The organism is Paracoccus sp. ME4 (assembly GCF_046736325.1).
In the GTDB taxonomy this organism is placed as follows: Bacteria; Pseudomonadota; Alphaproteobacteria; order Rhodobacterales; family Rhodobacteraceae; genus Paracoccus.
The window spans coordinates 2,079,301-2,094,021 of the sequence record NZ_CP151276.1 but is presented as its reverse complement, the minus strand read 5'-3'; the positions used below and the strand labels follow the sequence as shown (position 1 = coordinate 2,094,021).

Sequence of the window (14,721 nt, the reverse complement as noted above, 5' to 3'; positions counted from 1 at the left end):
CCATGCTGCTCTGCATCGACACCGGCAATACGAACACGGTCTTCTCGATCTGGGACGGAACGCGGTTCCTGGCGCATTGGCGCATCCGCACCGACCATCGCCGCACGGCGGACGAATACTACGTCTGGCTGTCCACGCTGATCGCCGTCCAGAAGTTCGAACTGCAGATCGACGCCTGCATCATCAGCGCCACGGCCCCGCGGGTGGTCTTCAACCTGCGGGTGCTGTGCAACCGCTATTTCGACACGCGCCCCCTGGTGGTGGGCAAGCCCGACTGCCTGCTGCCGGTGCCGCCGCGGGTCGATCCGGGCACGACCGTGGGACCCGACCGGCTGGTGAACACGGTCGGCGCCTATGACCGGCACGGGCCGGACCTGATCGTGGTCGATTTCGGCACGGCCACGACCTTCGACGTGGTGGATGTGGACGGGGCCTATATCGGGGGCGTCATCGCGCCGGGGGTGAACCTGTCGCTGGAGGCGCTGCACATGGGGGCGGCGTCGCTGCCGCATGTGGATGTGACCATGCCCGCGACGGTAATCGGCACGAATACGGTTGCATGTATCCAGTCAGGCGTGTTCTGGGGATATGTGGGGCTGGTCGACGGTATCGTGGACAAGATCCGCGCCGAGCGCGACCGACCCATGAAAGTGATAGCCACTGGCGGGCTTGCGCCATTGTTCGACCAGGGGTTCGACCTGTTCGACGCAATTGAAGACGATCTGACGATGCACGGGCTTCGGCTCATTCACGACTTTAACAAGGAGATGGGAAATGGCTGAACGCCTGATCTATCTGCCGCTCGGCGGAGCGGGCGAAATTGGCATGAACGCCTATGTCTACGGATACGGCCTGCCCGGCAAGGAGCGGCTGATCCTGGTGGACCTGGGCGTCACCTTCGGCGACATGGAGGGCAGCCCGGGGATCGACCTGATCATGCCCGACCTGACCTGGCTGGAGAAGAACCGCCACCGGCTGGAGGCAATCTTCGTCACCCATGGCCACGAGGACCATATCGGTGCCATCGCGCATCTGTGGAAGCGGCTGGACGTGCCGATCTATGCCCGCCGCTTCACCGGCACGCTGGTGCGGCTGAAGATGGAGGAGCACGGCCTGCCCACCGAGGTGGTCAACATCACCGAGGCGCGTCCCGCCGTGACCAAGGTCGGCCCCTTCGACGTGCAGTTCGTGCCGATCAGCCACTCGATCCCCGAAAGCAGCGCACTGATCATCGACTCGCCCGCGGGGCGCGTCGTGCATACGGGCGACTTCAAGATGGACGTGACCCCGGTCGTGGGCGACGCCTTCGACCCGGTCGGCCTGTCGCAGATCGCGGCCGAGGGCAAGGGCGTCAAGGTTCTGGCCTGCGACAGCACGAACATCTTCTCGACCCATCCCGGCCGGTCCGAGGCGGTTCTGGCGACGCCGATCCTGGAATGGGTCATGGCGCAGCCGAACCTGGTCGTGGCCACGACCTTCGCCAGCAACATCGCGCGTCTGAAGACGCTGGCCGATGCGGCCCGCGCCTCGGGGCGCAAGGTCTGCCTGCTGGGCCGCGCGATGCGGCGCATGGTCAGCGTCGGTTTCGACAGCGGTATCCTGAAGGACTTCCCCGAGACGATCGGGCCCGAGGAGGCCGCCAAGCTGCCCCGCAACAAGGTCCTGCTGCTGGTGACCGGCAGCCAGGGAGAGCGTCGCGCCGCCAGCGCGCAGCTGTCGCGCGGCCGCTATCTGGGTCTGTCGCTGAAGGAGGGGGACAGCTTCCTCTTCAGCTCCAAGACCATCCCGGGCAACGAGAAGTCGGTCGGCCGCATCATGAACGCGCTGAGCGAGGCCGGGGTCGAGGTCTGGGACGCCGATGACGGCCTCTATCACGTTTCGGGCCATGCGAACCGGCCCGACATCGAGGCGATGCACGACCTGCTGAAGCCCAAGGTGGTGATCCCCATGCATGGCGAGCACCTGCACCTGCGCGAGCATGTGATGCTGGCCCGCGCCAAGGGCATGACCGCCGAGATCGTGACCAACGGCACGATGCTGGACCTGACCGGTGATCGTCCCAAGGTCTGCGATCATGTCGAGACGGGTCGGCTCTATCTGGACGGCAACCAGCTCATCGGCGCGATGGACGGGGTGGTGCGCGACCGCATCCGCATGGCGCTGAACGGCCATGCCATGGTCAGCGTGATCGTGGACGAGGACGACAACGTCCTGCCCGATGCCTGGGTCGAACTGATGGGCCTGTCGACGCGGACCCGCTCGGGCGGCGATCTGGTCCGCCAGATCGAGGCCGAGCTGTCCGAGTTCCTGGAGCGCGCCGATGCCCGCACCGTGCGCGACGACGGCAAGATGGACGAGGCGATCCGCAAGATCACCCGCCAGGTCGCGATGGAGGAGATCGGCAAGAAGCCCGAGGTCACCGTCAGCATCAGCCGCCTGATGGCCGACTGACCGGCGCCCGTCTTGCGTCCCGCGACGGGCCGGGGGGCCAGCCCCCCGGACCCCCCGGTGTCGCGCGGGACCGTGAGGCGCGCGCGGCCCGACCGCAGGGGGTCCGGGGGGTGCGAAGCCCCCCGGCTATCGCGGGACGCAAGGCGACGCGGGGGCTTGTCACCACGGCGCGCATGAGGCTATGGCCGGGATCATGAGCGATACATCCGAATCCGGTTTCGACCCGAACCCGCCCCGCCGCAACTTCTATGGCCGCCGTCATGGCAAGACGCTGCGCCAGAGCCAGAAGGGCTATCTGTCCGAGGATTTGGGCGAGCTGCGTCCGCGCGGGATCACGCTTCAGGACAATCCCGACCGCAAGCCCATCAACCCGCAGGCGATCTTCGGCAATGACCGCCCGATCTGGCTGGAGGTCGGCTTCGGCGGGGGTGAGCACATGGTCCACATGGCCGCCACCTATCCCGACATCAACATCATCGGCTGCGAGCCTTTCATCAACGGCGTCGCAATGCTTCTGGGCAAGATCCGGGCCGCGGGCGTCACCAATGTCAGCGTGCATCCCGGCGATGCGCGCGACCTGATGGACGTGCTGCCCGATGCCAGCATCCAACGCGCCTTCCTGATGTATCCCGACCCCTGGCCCAAGGCGCGCCATCACCGCCGCCGCTTCGTCACGCCCGAGCATCTGCTGCCCTTGGCGCGTGTGATGCAGCCGGGCGGCATCTTCCGCGTGGCCAGCGACATCCCCGACTATATCCGCCAGACCCGCGAGGAGGTCCCGCCCGCGGGCTTTGCGGTGGTGGACGATACGGACCGGGCCTGGGACGACTGGATCAGCACCCGCTATGAGCAGAAGGCCCTGCGCGAGGGGCGTCCGCCGCATTACGTGACCTTCCGCAGGCTGTGACCGCGATCCGTATGACCGCATGAGGCCCACGCCGGGCCGGTCTCCCCGAACCCGGGGCCTCGCCTCATGCCGCCCGTGAACGGGGCCCCGCGTGGCGGAGGCCCCGATGCCTCACTCCACCGTCACCGACTTGGCTAGGTTTCTGGGCTGATCGACGTCTGTGCCTTTTGCGACGGCTGTGTGGTAGGCGAGGTACTGCATGGGGATGGCGTAGAGGATGGGCTGGAAGGCGCCTCCGCCGGAGGGCAGCGCGAGGCTGGCGGTGATGCCCTCGCCCGCCGCGGCGATGCCCGCCGCGTCCGAGATCAGCAGCACCTGGCCGTGGCGCGCCATCACCTCCTGCATGTTCGAGATCGTCTTGTCGAACAGCGCGTCATGGGGTGCCAGAACCACCACCGGCACGTCGCCGTCGATCAGCGCGATGGGGCCGTGCTTCAGCTCTCCCGAGGCATAGCCCTCGGCGTGGATGTAGCTCAGCTCCTTGAGCTTCAGCGCCCCCTCCAGCGCGACGGGGTACAATGCGCCGCGGCCCAGGTACAGCACGTCGCGGGCCTGGGCCAGCCAGTCGGCCTGCTCGCGGCAGGCATCCGACAGCGCCAGCGCCTGCGACAGCAGCGCCGGGATCGCGCGCAGGTCGCGCAGATGCGCGGCCAGCCCCGCCGCGTCGATCCGGCCCCGGTCCTGCGCCGCCTTCAGCGCCAGCACCGCCAGCACCGCCAGCTGACAGGTGAAGGCCTTGGAGGAGGCCACGCTGACCTCGATCCCGGCCAGCGTCGGCAGGGCCAGGTCGGCGTCGCGCGCGATGGCCGAGGTGCCCACGTTCACCAGCCCCACGGTCCGCGCCACGCGGCCCCGCGCGTAATGCAGCGCGGCCAGCGTGTCGGCGGTCTCTCCGGACTGGCTGACGGCCACGAACAGGCTGCGATCCGACAAGGGCGGCTCGCGATAGCGGAACTCGGAGGCCACGTCGATGTCGCAGGGCAGGCCTGCCAGCTGCTCGAACCAGTATTTCGCGACATGGCCCGCCAGATGCGCGGTGCCGCAGCCGACCAGCGTGATCCGGTCCAGGTCCGCGAAGTCCAGCCCGTCGGGCAGCACGATCCGGTCGTCCTTGAGATAGCGCGACAGCACGTCGCCGATGACGGCGGGCTGCTCGGCGATCTCCTTGGCCATGAAATGGCGGTGGCCGGCGCGGTCGATCACGGTCGCGCCCACGTCGATGCGCGCGGTCGCGCGGCTGGCCTGGTGCCCGTCCGCGTCCCAGATCCGCACGCCCGCGCGGGTCAGCACGGCGTGGTCGCCATCCTCCAGATAGGTGATGCGGTCGGTGAAGGGCGCCAGCGCCACCGCGTCCGAGCCGATGAACATCTCTCCGTCGCCATGGCCGATGGCCAGTGGGCTGCCCTTGCGGGCGGCGATCAGCAGGTCGGGCTGGTCCTGAAACAGGAAGGCCAGCGCGAAGGCCCCCTCCAGCCGGGCCAGGGTCGCGCGCGCGGCCTCCAGCGGCGTCAGGCCCTGGGCCAGGTGGTGGGCGGTGAACAGCGCGACGGTCTCGGTGTCGGTCTGCGATTCGGGCGTGATGCCCAAGCCTGCCAGCTCGGCGCGCAGCTCGCGGAAGTTCTCGATGATGCCGTTATGGACCACCGCGACGGGCCCCGAGCGGTGCGGATGGGCGTTGACCTCGGTCGCCGCGCCATGGGTCGCCCACCGCGTATGCCCGATGCCCGCATGCCCGGTCAGCGGCTGGTGGACCAGCAGGTCGCTGAGATTGACCAGCTTGCCCACCGCGCGCCGCCGCTCCAGCCGCCCCGAGCCGTCCACAGTCGCCACCCCCGCGCTGTCATAGCCCCGGTATTCCAGCCGCCGAAGCGCATCCACAAGCTGAGGAGAAACCTCGTGACGACCCAAAATCCCGATGATGCCGCACATCAGCGTGCCTCCTTCTTCAGGCGCAGCGCCGCCATCAAGCGGACGGCCAGGCCGGGTTTGGTGACCTGACGGGCCCGGCCGATGGCCAGGGCGCCGGCGGGCACGTTCTCGGTGATGGTGCTGCCCGATCCGGTCATCGCGTCGTCGCCGACCGTGACCGGGGCCACCAGCATCGTGTCGCTGCCGATGAAGGCGCGCGCGCCGATCACGGTGCGATGCTTCATCACGCCGTCATAGTTGCAGGTGATGGTGCCCGCGCCGATATTCGTGTGCTCGCCCACATGGACGTCGCCCAGATAGGTCAGGTGGCCGACCTTCACGCCCTCGTCCAGGACGGCGTTCTTGATCTCGACGAAGTTGCCGACATGCACGTCGCCGCCCAGCTCGGCGCCGGGGCGCAGGCGCGCGAAGGGACCGACCGTCGCGCCGGCACTGACATGGCAGCCCTCCAGATGGCAGAAGGGCAGGATCTCGGCGCCGGATTCCACCGTGACGCCGGGGCCGAAGACCACGTTCGGCCCGATCACCGCATCGCGGCCGATCACCGTGTCCAGCGCCAGGAACACGCTGTCCGGATCGGTCAGGGTCACCCCGTCCTCCATCAGCGCGGCGCGGGCGCGGGCCTGGAAGGCGGCCTCGGCTGCGGCCAGTTCGGTGCGGGTGTTGATGCCGAGGGTCTCGGCCTCGTCGCAGAGGACCACGTCGGCGCGGCGCCCCTCGGCGCGGGCCAAGGACACCAGGTCGGTCAGGTAATACTCGCCCGAGGCATTGTCGTTGCCCAGATCCACGATCAGGCGGCGCAGCAGGTCGGCCTGCAGCGCCATGACGCCAGAATTGCACAGCGCGATCTGGCGCGTGGCGGCGTCGGCATCCTTGAACTCGACGATGCGCTCCAGCCCGCGATCGGTGACGACCAGCCGGCCATAGCGGCCCGGCTCCTCGGCCTCGAAGCCCAGCACGACCAGATCGGCGGGATGGGCGACCAGCGCCTCCAGCGTGTCCTGCCCGATGAAGGGCGTGTCGCCATAAAGCACGATCACCCGCCCCTCGAAGCCCTCCAGGCTGGGTATGGCCTGACGGACCGCGTGCCCGGTGCCCAGCTGCTCGGCCTGCAGGACGGTCGCGGCCTCCGGGTCCAGCCGGGCCACGGCACGGCTGACGGCATCGGCACCATGACCGGTGACGACGACGATCTGTTCGGGCTCCAGCGCGCGCGCGGCGCGCAGCGCGTGCCCGACCAGCGGCACCCCGCCAAGCCGGTGCAGGACCTTGGGCAGGTCCGACTGCATCCGGCTGCCCTGTCCCGCCGCCAGCACCACGACCGCCACGCCCGTTTCCGCCATCGCCATCCCCATCGCCTGTTTGCTTTTTCTCTGCGGCGTTCTAATCGGGGCGGGACGTGCTGGAAAGGCCCCGCGCGGTCACCTTTGTTTTCCGAACATTTCCATGGGGGATGGTACATGGCTGGGACGGTGGTCTTCGATCTGGACGGCACGCTGGCGGATACGTCGGGCGATCTGGTGGCGGCGGCCAATGCCTGCTTCCGCGCGCGGGGCCTGGGCGACCTGCTGCACCCGCAGGACGACGCGCTGATCGCGTTCCATGGCGGGCGGGCGATGCTGCGCGCCGGCTATGCGCGGATGCCCGCGGACCGGCTGCTGCCGCCGGGCGCGGAGGATGAGGATTTCGACCGCCTGCTGAAGCACTACGGCGCGGCCATCGCGGTGCATACGCGGCTCTATCCCGGGGTCGAGGCGGCGCTGGACCGCCTGGCCGGGGCCGGGCACCAACTGGCGGTCTGCACCAACAAGCCCGAGGCCCTGGCCGAGACGCTGCTGCGCGAGCTGGGCATCCGCAACCGCTTTGCCGCGATGATCGGCGCGGACACGCTGCCGGTGCGCAAGCCCGATCCGCGGCCCTATCAGGCGGCGGTCGAGGGCGCGGGGGGCACGGTCGCGCGGTCCTTTCTGGTGGGCGATACCGAGACCGACCGCAAGACGGCCGCCGCCGCCGGGGTGCGCGTGGCGCTGGTGGCCTTCGGACCCGAGGGCAGGGCGATCGGGCGGCTGGCGCCCGACCGGCTGATGGAGCATTTCGACGATCTGCCCGCGTTGGCGGACGACTGGCTGGGCGCCTAGAGCGCCTGGTCCTTTTCGGCCTTGTCGGCGGGGTTGGCGTTCAGCATGCCGTAATTCTGCTCGCCGATCGTGCCATAGAGGTCCAGCTGCGTCTCCAGGAAGTCGATATGGCCTTCCTCGTCCTGGATCAGATGCTCGAACAGGTTCTTGCTGACATAGTCGCCGACCTTGTCGCAATAGTCGCGCGCCTCGATGTAGAGGGTGCGGGCATCGTGTTCGGCCGCGAGGTCGCTCTCCAGCGTCTCCTTCAGGGTCTGGCCGATTCGCAGCGGGTCCAGCCGCTGCAGGTTCGGATGGCCCTCCAGAAAGATGATCCGCTCGATCAGCCGGTCGGCGTGATGCATCTCCTCGATGGATTCCTCACGCGACTTCGCGGCGATCTTGCCGAAGCCCCAATCCTCCTGCAGGCGGTAATGCAGCCAGTACTGGCTGACCGCCGTCAGCTCAGACCGCAGCGCGGCGTTGAGATACTCGATGACCTTCGCGTCGCCCTTCATGGGATGGCTCCTTCCAGCTGTGTGATCCGGACCGCAGGATCGGCGGTGCGACGCCCAGCTTATCGCAGGCGCGCATCGTGTCCAGAAACAGCGGCATGCAGCCCCCGCAATCGGCGCGCTTCCCCAAAGCGTGATAGATCTTGCCCGGCGTGATGATCGTCTCGGGATCGGCCGCGCGCATCCAGTCGATGGCAGCGCGGATGTCGTGATCCGAGATCTGGGTGCAGTGGCAGACGATCATGGCGGGCTCCTGTCGGGCACAGACTTAGCAAAACTGTCAGGCATGTAAAGCCCGACTGTTTCACTTGGGCGTCAGCACGCTTGACGCGGCGCCGGACGCGCCGCAAAACGTCGCCATGAAGCTGTCCGATTTCGATTTCGACCTGCCCGACGGGCTGATCGCCACGCGCCCGGCGCGTCCGCGCAGCGCCGCGCGGCTGTTGCTGGCCGAAGGCGGCACCATTGCCGACCGCCATGTGGGCGACCTGCCCCAGATCCTGCGGCCGGGCGACTTGCTGGTGCTGAACGACACCAAGGTCATTCCCGCCCGCCTGACCGGCACGCGCACCCGCCAGACCCCGCAGGGACCGGCCACCGCGCGGGTCGAGATCACGCTCCTGGAGCCCGCCGCCGAGGGCTGGCAGGCGCTGGCCAAACCGCTGCGCAAGCTGCGCGTGGGCGAGGTGATCCGTTTCGGCGACAGCCTGTCGGCCGAGGTCGCCGAGATGTCCGAGACCGGCCTGCGGCTGGTCTTCGACGCCACCGGAGAGGCCTTCGACGCGGCGCTGAACCGGGTCGGTGCCATGCCCCTGCCGCCCTACATCGCGGCGCTGCGCGCGCCCGACGACCAGGACCGCGACGACTACCAGACGGTCTGGGCCGCGCGTCAGGGGGCCGTGGCAGCCCCGACGGCCAGCCTGCATTTCGACGCGCCCCTGCTGGAGGCGCTGGCCGCGCGCGGGGTCGAGTTCGTGCATGTCACCCTGCATGTCGGCGCGGGCACCTTCCTGCCGGTCAAGGTCGAGGACGTGACCACCCACCGCATGCATGCCGAATGGGGCGAGGTCTCGGCCGAGGCCGCCGATGCGATAAACCGCGCCAAGGCCGAGGGCCGCCGGGTGATCCCGGTGGGCACCACCGCACTGCGCCTGATCGAATCGGCAGCCCCCGAGCCGGGACGCATCGCGCCCTTCCGCGGCACGACCGACATCTTCATCTATCCGGGCCATCATTTCCGCGTGACCGACGGGCTGATGACCAACTTCCACCTGCCGAAATCGACGCTGCTGATGCTGGTCTCGGCGCTGATGGGGGCGGAAAAGATCCGGCAGATCTATGGACATGCGGTTCGCGACGGCTATCGTTTCTTCAGCTACGGCGACGCGTCGCTGCTGATCCCCTGAGGTCGGATTCCGGCTGGCATCGGGGGGGCTTCGGGCATAGGTCGGGCGTTCTGTCCCCACGCCCCTGAACGAGACGAGAGCCGCGATGATTTCGGTGTTGCGCACCACATGGCCCCTGCTGCTGGGCATCCTGCTGCTGATGGTCGGCAACGGCATGCAGGGGACGCTGCTGGGCATCCGTGGCGGCATCGAGGGTATTCCTACCTTCCAGATGTCCGTGGTCATGGCCAGCTATTACGGCGGGTTCCTGCTGGGCAGCCTGACCGTGCCGGACCTCATCAAGAACGTGGGCCATGTGCGGGTCTTCGCGGCCCTGGGATCGATGATCTCGGCGGTGCTGATCCTGTTTGCGGTCGAGCCGCACTGGATCAGCTGGACCGTGCTGCGCTTTCTGATCGGGTTCTGCTTCTGCGGGGTCTATGTCACCGCCGAAAGCTGGCTGAACGCCGGCTCCACCAACGAGAACCGCGGCCAGGCCCTGTCGATGTACATGATCGTGCAGCTTCTGGGCATCGTGGTGGCGCAGGCGCTGCTGAACGTGGGCGATCCGGCGGGCTACATGCTGTTCATCATCCCCTCTGTGCTGGTGTCGCTGGCCTTCACGCCGATCCTGCTCTCGGCGCAGCCCGCGCCGCAGTTCCAGACGATCCAGCGCATGTCCTTCGCCAAGCTCTATCGCGCCTCGCCTTTGGGCTGCGTGGGGATCTTCCTGATCGGGGGGGTGTTCTCGGTCCTGTCGGGCATGTCGTCGGTCTGGGGCGCGCAGATCGGGCTGTCGGTGGCGCAGATCAGCCTGTTCGTGGCCGCGATCTATGCGGGCGGGCTGGTGCTGCAATACCCGATCGGCTGGATCTCGGACCGCTATGACCGGCGCAAGCTGGTGCTGGGCATGTCGGCCATCGGGGGCCTCTGCGGGCTCGTCGTGGTCGCGGCGCAGCCGGGGACCCTCGGGCTGGTCGTGGCGGGGGCGATCATGGGCGGGGTCGCGAACCCGGTCTATGCGCTGCTCCTGGCCTATACCAACGATTATCTGGACCAGTCCGACATGGCCTCGGCCTCCGCGGGGCTGCTGTTCATCTATGGCATCGGCAGCATGGGCGGGCCGCTGATCACCGGCTGGATGATGGGCGTGATCGGGCCGGACGGCTACTGGATCTACATGGGCGTGCTGCTGGCGCTGCTGACCGGCTATGCGGGCTGGCGCACCACGCAGCGCCGCGCGCTGACGCCCGACGAGCAGGGCAGCTTCGCCGTCATCACCCCGAACGCGACGCCCTTGGCCGTGGACGCGGTGCTGGAGGAGGCGCAGTCCGACGACCCGCAGCCCCAGCCCGCGGCCTGACCGCCCGCTTGCCGCCTTGGGGCAAATGGTTTAACGCTGAACTATAATTCATCAGCGGGGGACCGGATGGCCCAGAATTTCGACGTGGTGGTGATCGGTGCGGGACCGGGCGGCTATGTCGCCGCGATCCGCGCGGCGCAGCTGGGCCTCAAGGTGGCCTGCATCGAGCGCGAGCATCTGGGCGGCATCTGCCTGAACTGGGGCTGCATCCCGACCAAGGCGATGCTGCGTTCCGCCGAGGTCTATCACCTGATGCACCGCGCCAAGGATTTCGGGCTGAAGGCGGACGGCATCGGCTATGACCTGGACGCGGTGGTGAAACGCTCGCGCGGGGTGGCCAAGCAGCTGTCGGGCGGCATTGGCCACCTGTTCAAGAAGAACAAGGTCACCGTGATCATGGGCGAGGCGAAGCTGGCCGGGAAGGGTCGCGTCACCGTCAAGACCGAGAAGGGCTCCGAGGAGGTCACGGCCAAGTCGATCATCCTGGCCACCGGCGCGCGGGCGCGCGAGTTGCCGGGGCTGGAACCGGACGGCAAGCTGGTCTGGAACTACAAGCACGCGCTGGTCCCGCCGCACATGCCCAAGAAGCTGCTGGTCATCGGATCGGGCGCCATCGGCATCGAATTCGCCAGCTTCTTCAACACGCTTGGCGCCAAGACCACCGTGGTCGAGGTCATGGACCGCGTCCTGCCCGTCGAGGATGCCGAGATCAGCGCCTTCGCCAAGAAGCAGTTCGTCAAGCAGGGCATGACGATCATGGAAAAGGCCGCGGTCAAGAAGCTGGACCGCAAGGGCGCGACCGTCACCGCCCATATCGAGGTCGGCGGCAAGATCGAGACGCAGGAGTTCGACACGGTGATCTCGGCCGTGGGCATCGTCGGAAACACCGAAGGGCTGGGCCTGGAAGAGGCCGGGATCAAGGTCGACCGCACCCATGTCATCACGGACGAATACTGCCGCACCGGGGTCGAGGGCGTCTATGCCATCGGCGATCTGGCGGGCGCGCCCTGGCTGGCCCACAAGGCCAGCCATGAGGGCGTCATGGTGGCCGAGCTGATCGCGGGCAAGCACCCCCATCCGATCAAGCCGGGCAGCATCGCGGGCTGCACCTACTGCCATCCGCAGGTGGCGTCGGTCGGCCTGACCGAGGCCAAGGCCAAGGAGCAGGGGCTGGACATCAAGGTCGGCCGCTTCCCCTTCGTCGGCAACGGCAAGGCGATCGCGCTTGGCGAGCCCGAGGGCATGGTCAAGACGATCTTCGACGCCAAGACCGGCGAGCTACTGGGCGCGCACATGGTCGGCGCCGAGGTGACCGAGCTGATCCAGGGCTATGTCATCGGCCGCCAGCTGGAGACGACCGAGCAGGACCTGATGGAGACGGTCTTCCCGCATCCGACCCTGTCGGAGATGATGCACGAGGCGGTCCTGGACGCCTACGGGCGCGCCATCCACTTCTGATCGGGGCCACGGGCCGGACCGACGGGGGGCATCGCGCCCCCCGTTCGCATGTCCGGGGGTCAGTTCGCTGGAGTGAGGCGGGTGACGCCGGTCGCCGCCGCGCGCGCGAGGCCGGGGTCCAGCGACATGCCGACATATTCGCCCCGCCGCCACAGCCCCGCCAGATCGTCGTAATGCCGCGACAGGGGGTGGCCCGACTGCCCGGTCGAGATGATGAAGACCGAGCTGTCCGGATCGGCCAGGTCGATCACGCTGCGGAAGCCCGCGCCGGTCACGGCCTGGAACGGCTCGTCCGTGCTGCCCATCAGGCCGCTGCGCGCGACGGTGAAGTCCCCGCCCGAGATCGACTGCGTGATGTTCATGATCCAGCCCAGGGCGGGCAGGCCGCCCAGGCCGGGATGGCGGTGTTCGGCCTCATGCGCGTCGCCCCACCGCCAGCTGGTCACGTCGGGACCGAAGCGCGCGCTCAGATCCAGGATCGCGCGGTCCAGCGCCTGCCGGGCGATGGTGGCGCAATCCTCGGTCGCGGCGCTTTGCACGATGTCGCACCAGGCGGCGGCGCCGTCGCGGTTGCGGAACACCGCGTCGATGAACAGCGGGCGCAGCTGGCGGATGTCGTCGGCCAGCGGGCCCAGCTCGTCCCGGATCAGCCGGTCCTGCAGCGCGGCCATCCAGGCGGCATAGATCAGCGGTTCGGGCAGATGCTCGTTCATGGCGCCGTCCCATTCGGCCAGGAGGGTCAGCGCGTCCTGACGCTGACGCTCCGGCGTGCCGGGGGCGGCCGGATCGCCGGTGAACCACAGATCGGCCCCCACCAGCGGCAGCAGCGCGCGCGCGGCCGGGCTGACCACGTCCAGCTGCGCGGCGACGAAGCTGTCGCGCGAATGGACCTCGCGGTCGCCCAGCAGCCGCGCCAGGCGGCTGCGGCGCAGCCCGTCGGCCCCGTGTTCGTCGGTCGAGAAGGACAGCCCGTCCTCGGGGGGCTGTCCGCCATCGGCCAGGGCGGTCGCACCCTGCCAGGCGGTCGTCTCCAGCCAGCCCGGCGCGGGCAGGGCGCCACCGGTCGGATGGTCGGGCCGGCGCTGCGGCGCGGCCCCCGCGGCCATATGCGTGACGCGCCCGCCTTCGGCCAGCGTGACGTCCAGCGCGGGGGCGACCACGCCGCGCAGGGCACGCCCCGCCTGCGCCGGATCGCGCGCGCGCATCAGCCCCATCAGCGCCGACATGGTGCCGTCCTGCCGCGAGAGGCCCGTCCAGCGCAGCGCCGGGACATGACCGATGGGCGTCACGTCCTGAAGGCCGGGGTCCAGGCCCGGCACGACGGGCCCGTTCAGCGTCTCGCGCAGGGTGATGGTGCGGGCGGGGGCGTCCAGCACGCGGATCACCTCGGTCCGGGTCTGGAAGGCGGTCCAGCCCTGCGGGCCGCGATAGCGGTCGGGGTTGCCGGGCTGGACCTCCTCGATCGCGATGTCGGCCACGTCGAGATCCAGCGGCGTCACGGCCCAGGACAGCGACGGGTTGCGCCCCGAGATGACCAGCGGCATTCCCGGCACGGTCGCGCCGATGACGCCCCCGCTGGCCAGCTCAAGCCGGGCCAGATAGAACAGCGACGGCGCCGTCAGCCCCACATGCAGGTCGTTGGCCAGAAGCGCCGCGCCCGCCGCCGTGCGGTCCGGCTCGGCGCCGAAGGCATTGCCGCCTATGGCCTGGCCGGGCGCCAGGAACAGCCCCGCATCGGCCGGCGGCGCACCGTCCAGCCGGCGTTCGGGCGTCCCGAGGCGCGCGCCGGGAAAGAGGTCCGGATAGGCAGGCAGCGTCGCGGGCACCCCCGCATGCCGGGCGACCTGCATCCCCGCGGGGGGCCAGGCCAGCGCCAGCCGGGCGCGCAGAATCTCGTCGGTGGCGGAATCGGTGCTGGCGGCGGCCAGCAGCTTCAGGATGGCCAGCGAATCGGCGGGCTGCCAGAAGGTGATGACATCGGGGAACAGGAAGAATTCCGGCGCGCCGCGGCCCATCGCGCCATCGTTGACGATGCCGATCCACTGGTTCACGCCGTCGGCATAGGCCTCCAGCGCCTCGCGCGTGGGGGCGTCCTGAACCTCCAGCGAGGCCTGGGCCGCGCGTTGCAAGCCCAGCCTGCGGGCCAGCGCGTCGGAGGGCAGGGCGGCCGGGCCCTGCACCTCGGCCAGACGGCCTTGGGCCGCGCGGCGCAGCATGGTCATCTGGAACAGCCGGTCCTGCGCATGCGCGAGGCCCAGGGCGAAGAACACGTCGCGGTCCGACTGCCCGAAGATGTGGGGCACGTTCTCGGTCGAGCGGACGATCTCGACCGGGGCGCCGATGCCGCTGACGACATGGCTGGCGGCATAGTCGGGCAGCGAGCGCACGGCGAAGTACCAGACCAGCACCGCCGACAGCACCGCCAGCACGATCAGCCCGATGGTCAGCCTCAAGAGCCAGCGAAACAAGGTCAGCATGGTCGGGCAGGTCCTTGGCCAGGGGCGCGGCACGGGTTGACCCGGCTGCGCATGGATGGTGGTGTGCTGCATAGGACAGGCGCGCGGACAGTTCAACGCACCCCCCGCGCGCCCCGCGA

Annotated in this window: 12 protein-coding genes; 7 read left to right on the top strand and 5 right to left on the bottom strand. The window is 69.1% G+C overall.

Annotation, left to right across the window (positions count from 1 at the left end; translation table 11 throughout):
* The first annotated feature begins 2 nt into the window (after positions 1-2).
* The 3 genes from AACG61_RS10730 (at position 3) to trmB (ending at position 3,358) form a co-directional block, all read left to right on the top strand.
* Positions 3-782 carry a type III pantothenate kinase gene (locus AACG61_RS10730; RefSeq protein ID WP_411837124.1) on the top strand — a complete coding sequence of 260 codons (780 nt, stop codon included), beginning with the start codon at positions 3-5 and terminating at the stop codon, positions 780-782.
* Complete coding sequence (locus AACG61_RS10725) at positions 775-2,451, top strand: ribonuclease J (protein WP_411837123.1); 1,677 nt, start codon at positions 775-777, stop codon at positions 2,449-2,451. The genes AACG61_RS10730 and AACG61_RS10725 overlap by 8 nt, the downstream gene beginning before the upstream one ends.
* Before the next feature lie 193 nt (positions 2,452-2,644).
* The gene (gene trmB / locus AACG61_RS10720; protein WP_411837122.1) at positions 2,645-3,358 is read left to right on the top strand and encodes a tRNA (guanosine(46)-N7)-methyltransferase TrmB; all 714 of its coding nucleotides are present in this window, start codon (positions 2,645-2,647) and stop codon (positions 3,356-3,358) included.
* Between the two features lie 111 nt (positions 3,359-3,469).
* On the opposite strand, the gene glmS is transcribed toward trmB, so the two are convergent.
* Both glmS and glmU read right to left on the bottom strand, forming a co-directional pair.
* On the bottom strand, positions 3,470-5,287 hold the full coding sequence (glmS, locus tag AACG61_RS10715; protein WP_411836782.1) for a glutamine--fructose-6-phosphate transaminase (isomerizing): 1,818 nt from the start codon (positions 5,285-5,287) through the stop codon (positions 3,470-3,472).
* On the bottom strand, positions 5,287-6,630 hold the full coding sequence (gene glmU, locus AACG61_RS10710; RefSeq protein ID WP_411839500.1) for a bifunctional UDP-N-acetylglucosamine diphosphorylase/glucosamine-1-phosphate N-acetyltransferase GlmU: 1,344 nt from the start codon (positions 6,628-6,630) through the stop codon (positions 5,287-5,289). The genes glmS and glmU overlap by 1 nt, the downstream gene beginning before the upstream one ends.
* A gap of 117 nt (positions 6,631-6,747) precedes the next feature.
* Here glmU and AACG61_RS10705 point away from each other — a divergent pair, with 117 nt between their 5' ends.
* Entirely contained in the window at positions 6,748-7,425 is a 678-nt protein-coding gene (locus tag AACG61_RS10705) for an HAD-IA family hydrolase (RefSeq protein ID WP_411837121.1), read from the top strand.
* Here AACG61_RS10705 and bfr read toward each other — a convergent pair.
* Together bfr and AACG61_RS10695 are read right to left on the bottom strand one after the other, a co-directional pair.
* Positions 7,422-7,922, bottom strand: coding sequence for a bacterioferritin (gene bfr, locus AACG61_RS10700; protein WP_411837120.1), 501 nt, complete (start codon positions 7,920-7,922; stop codon positions 7,422-7,424). The genes AACG61_RS10705 and bfr overlap by 4 nt on opposite strands.
* Entirely contained in the window at positions 7,870-8,163 is a 294-nt protein-coding gene (locus AACG61_RS10695; RefSeq protein ID WP_411837119.1) for a bacterioferritin-associated ferredoxin, read from the bottom strand. Before AACG61_RS10695 ends, bfr begins: the two co-directional genes overlap by 53 nt.
* A gap of 115 nt (positions 8,164-8,278) precedes the next feature.
* Here AACG61_RS10695 and queA point away from each other — a divergent pair, with 115 nt between their 5' ends.
* The 3 genes from queA (at position 8,279) to lpdA (ending at position 12,125) form a co-directional block, all read left to right on the top strand.
* A complete protein-coding gene (queA, locus tag AACG61_RS10690) occupies positions 8,279-9,325 on the top strand; it encodes a tRNA preQ1(34) S-adenosylmethionine ribosyltransferase-isomerase QueA (RefSeq protein ID WP_411837118.1) in 1,047 nt (348 codons plus the stop codon).
* Positions 9,326-9,410: 85 nt separating this feature from the next.
* Positions 9,411-10,667 (top strand): MFS transporter, encoded by a 1,257-nt coding sequence (locus AACG61_RS10685; protein WP_411837117.1) that lies wholly within the window; start codon positions 9,411-9,413, stop codon positions 10,665-10,667.
* A 66-nt stretch (positions 10,668-10,733) separates the two neighbouring features.
* The gene (gene lpdA, locus AACG61_RS10680) at positions 10,734-12,125 is read left to right on the top strand and encodes a dihydrolipoyl dehydrogenase (protein ID WP_411837116.1); all 1,392 of its coding nucleotides are present in this window, start codon (positions 10,734-10,736) and stop codon (positions 12,123-12,125) included.
* A 59-nt stretch (positions 12,126-12,184) separates the two neighbouring features.
* Here the strand turns inward: lpdA and AACG61_RS10675 are convergent, their stop codons facing one another.
* On the bottom strand, positions 12,185-14,602 hold the full coding sequence (locus tag AACG61_RS10675) for a penicillin acylase family protein (protein WP_411837115.1): 2,418 nt from the start codon (positions 14,600-14,602) through the stop codon (positions 12,185-12,187).
* Between the last annotated feature and the right edge of the window lie 119 nt (positions 14,603-14,721).

Bases quoted from the DNA above. Each gene is read 5' to 3' on its own strand.
- AACG61_RS10705 (WP_411837121.1), top strand. From the start codon at position 6,748: ATGGCTGGGACGGTGGTCTTCGATCTGGACGGCACGCTGGCGGATACG.
- trmB (WP_411837122.1), top strand. From the start codon at position 2,645: ATGAGCGATACATCCGAATCCGGTTTCGACCCGAACCCGCCCCGCCGC.
- AACG61_RS10730 (WP_411837124.1), top strand. From the start codon at position 3: ATGCTGCTCTGCATCGACACCGGCAATACGAACACGGTCTTCTCGATC.
- queA (WP_411837118.1), top strand. From the start codon at position 8,279: ATGAAGCTGTCCGATTTCGATTTCGACCTGCCCGACGGGCTGATCGCC.
- glmS (WP_411836782.1), bottom strand. From the start codon at position 5,287: ATGTGCGGCATCATCGGGATTTTGGGTCGTCACGAGGTTTCTCCTCAG.
- AACG61_RS10685 (WP_411837117.1), top strand. From the start codon at position 9,411: ATGATTTCGGTGTTGCGCACCACATGGCCCCTGCTGCTGGGCATCCTG.
- lpdA (WP_411837116.1), top strand. From the start codon at position 10,734: ATGGCCCAGAATTTCGACGTGGTGGTGATCGGTGCGGGACCGGGCGGC.
- glmU (WP_411839500.1), bottom strand. From the start codon at position 6,630: ATGGCGGAAACGGGCGTGGCGGTCGTGGTGCTGGCGGCGGGACAGGGC.
- AACG61_RS10675 (WP_411837115.1), bottom strand. From the start codon at position 14,602: ATGCTGACCTTGTTTCGCTGGCTCTTGAGGCTGACCATCGGGCTGATC.
- AACG61_RS10695 (WP_411837119.1), bottom strand. From the start codon at position 8,163: ATGATCGTCTGCCACTGCACCCAGATCTCGGATCACGACATCCGCGCT.
- bfr (WP_411837120.1), bottom strand. From the start codon at position 7,922: ATGAAGGGCGACGCGAAGGTCATCGAGTATCTCAACGCCGCGCTGCGG.
- AACG61_RS10725 (WP_411837123.1), top strand. From the start codon at position 775: ATGGCTGAACGCCTGATCTATCTGCCGCTCGGCGGAGCGGGCGAAATT.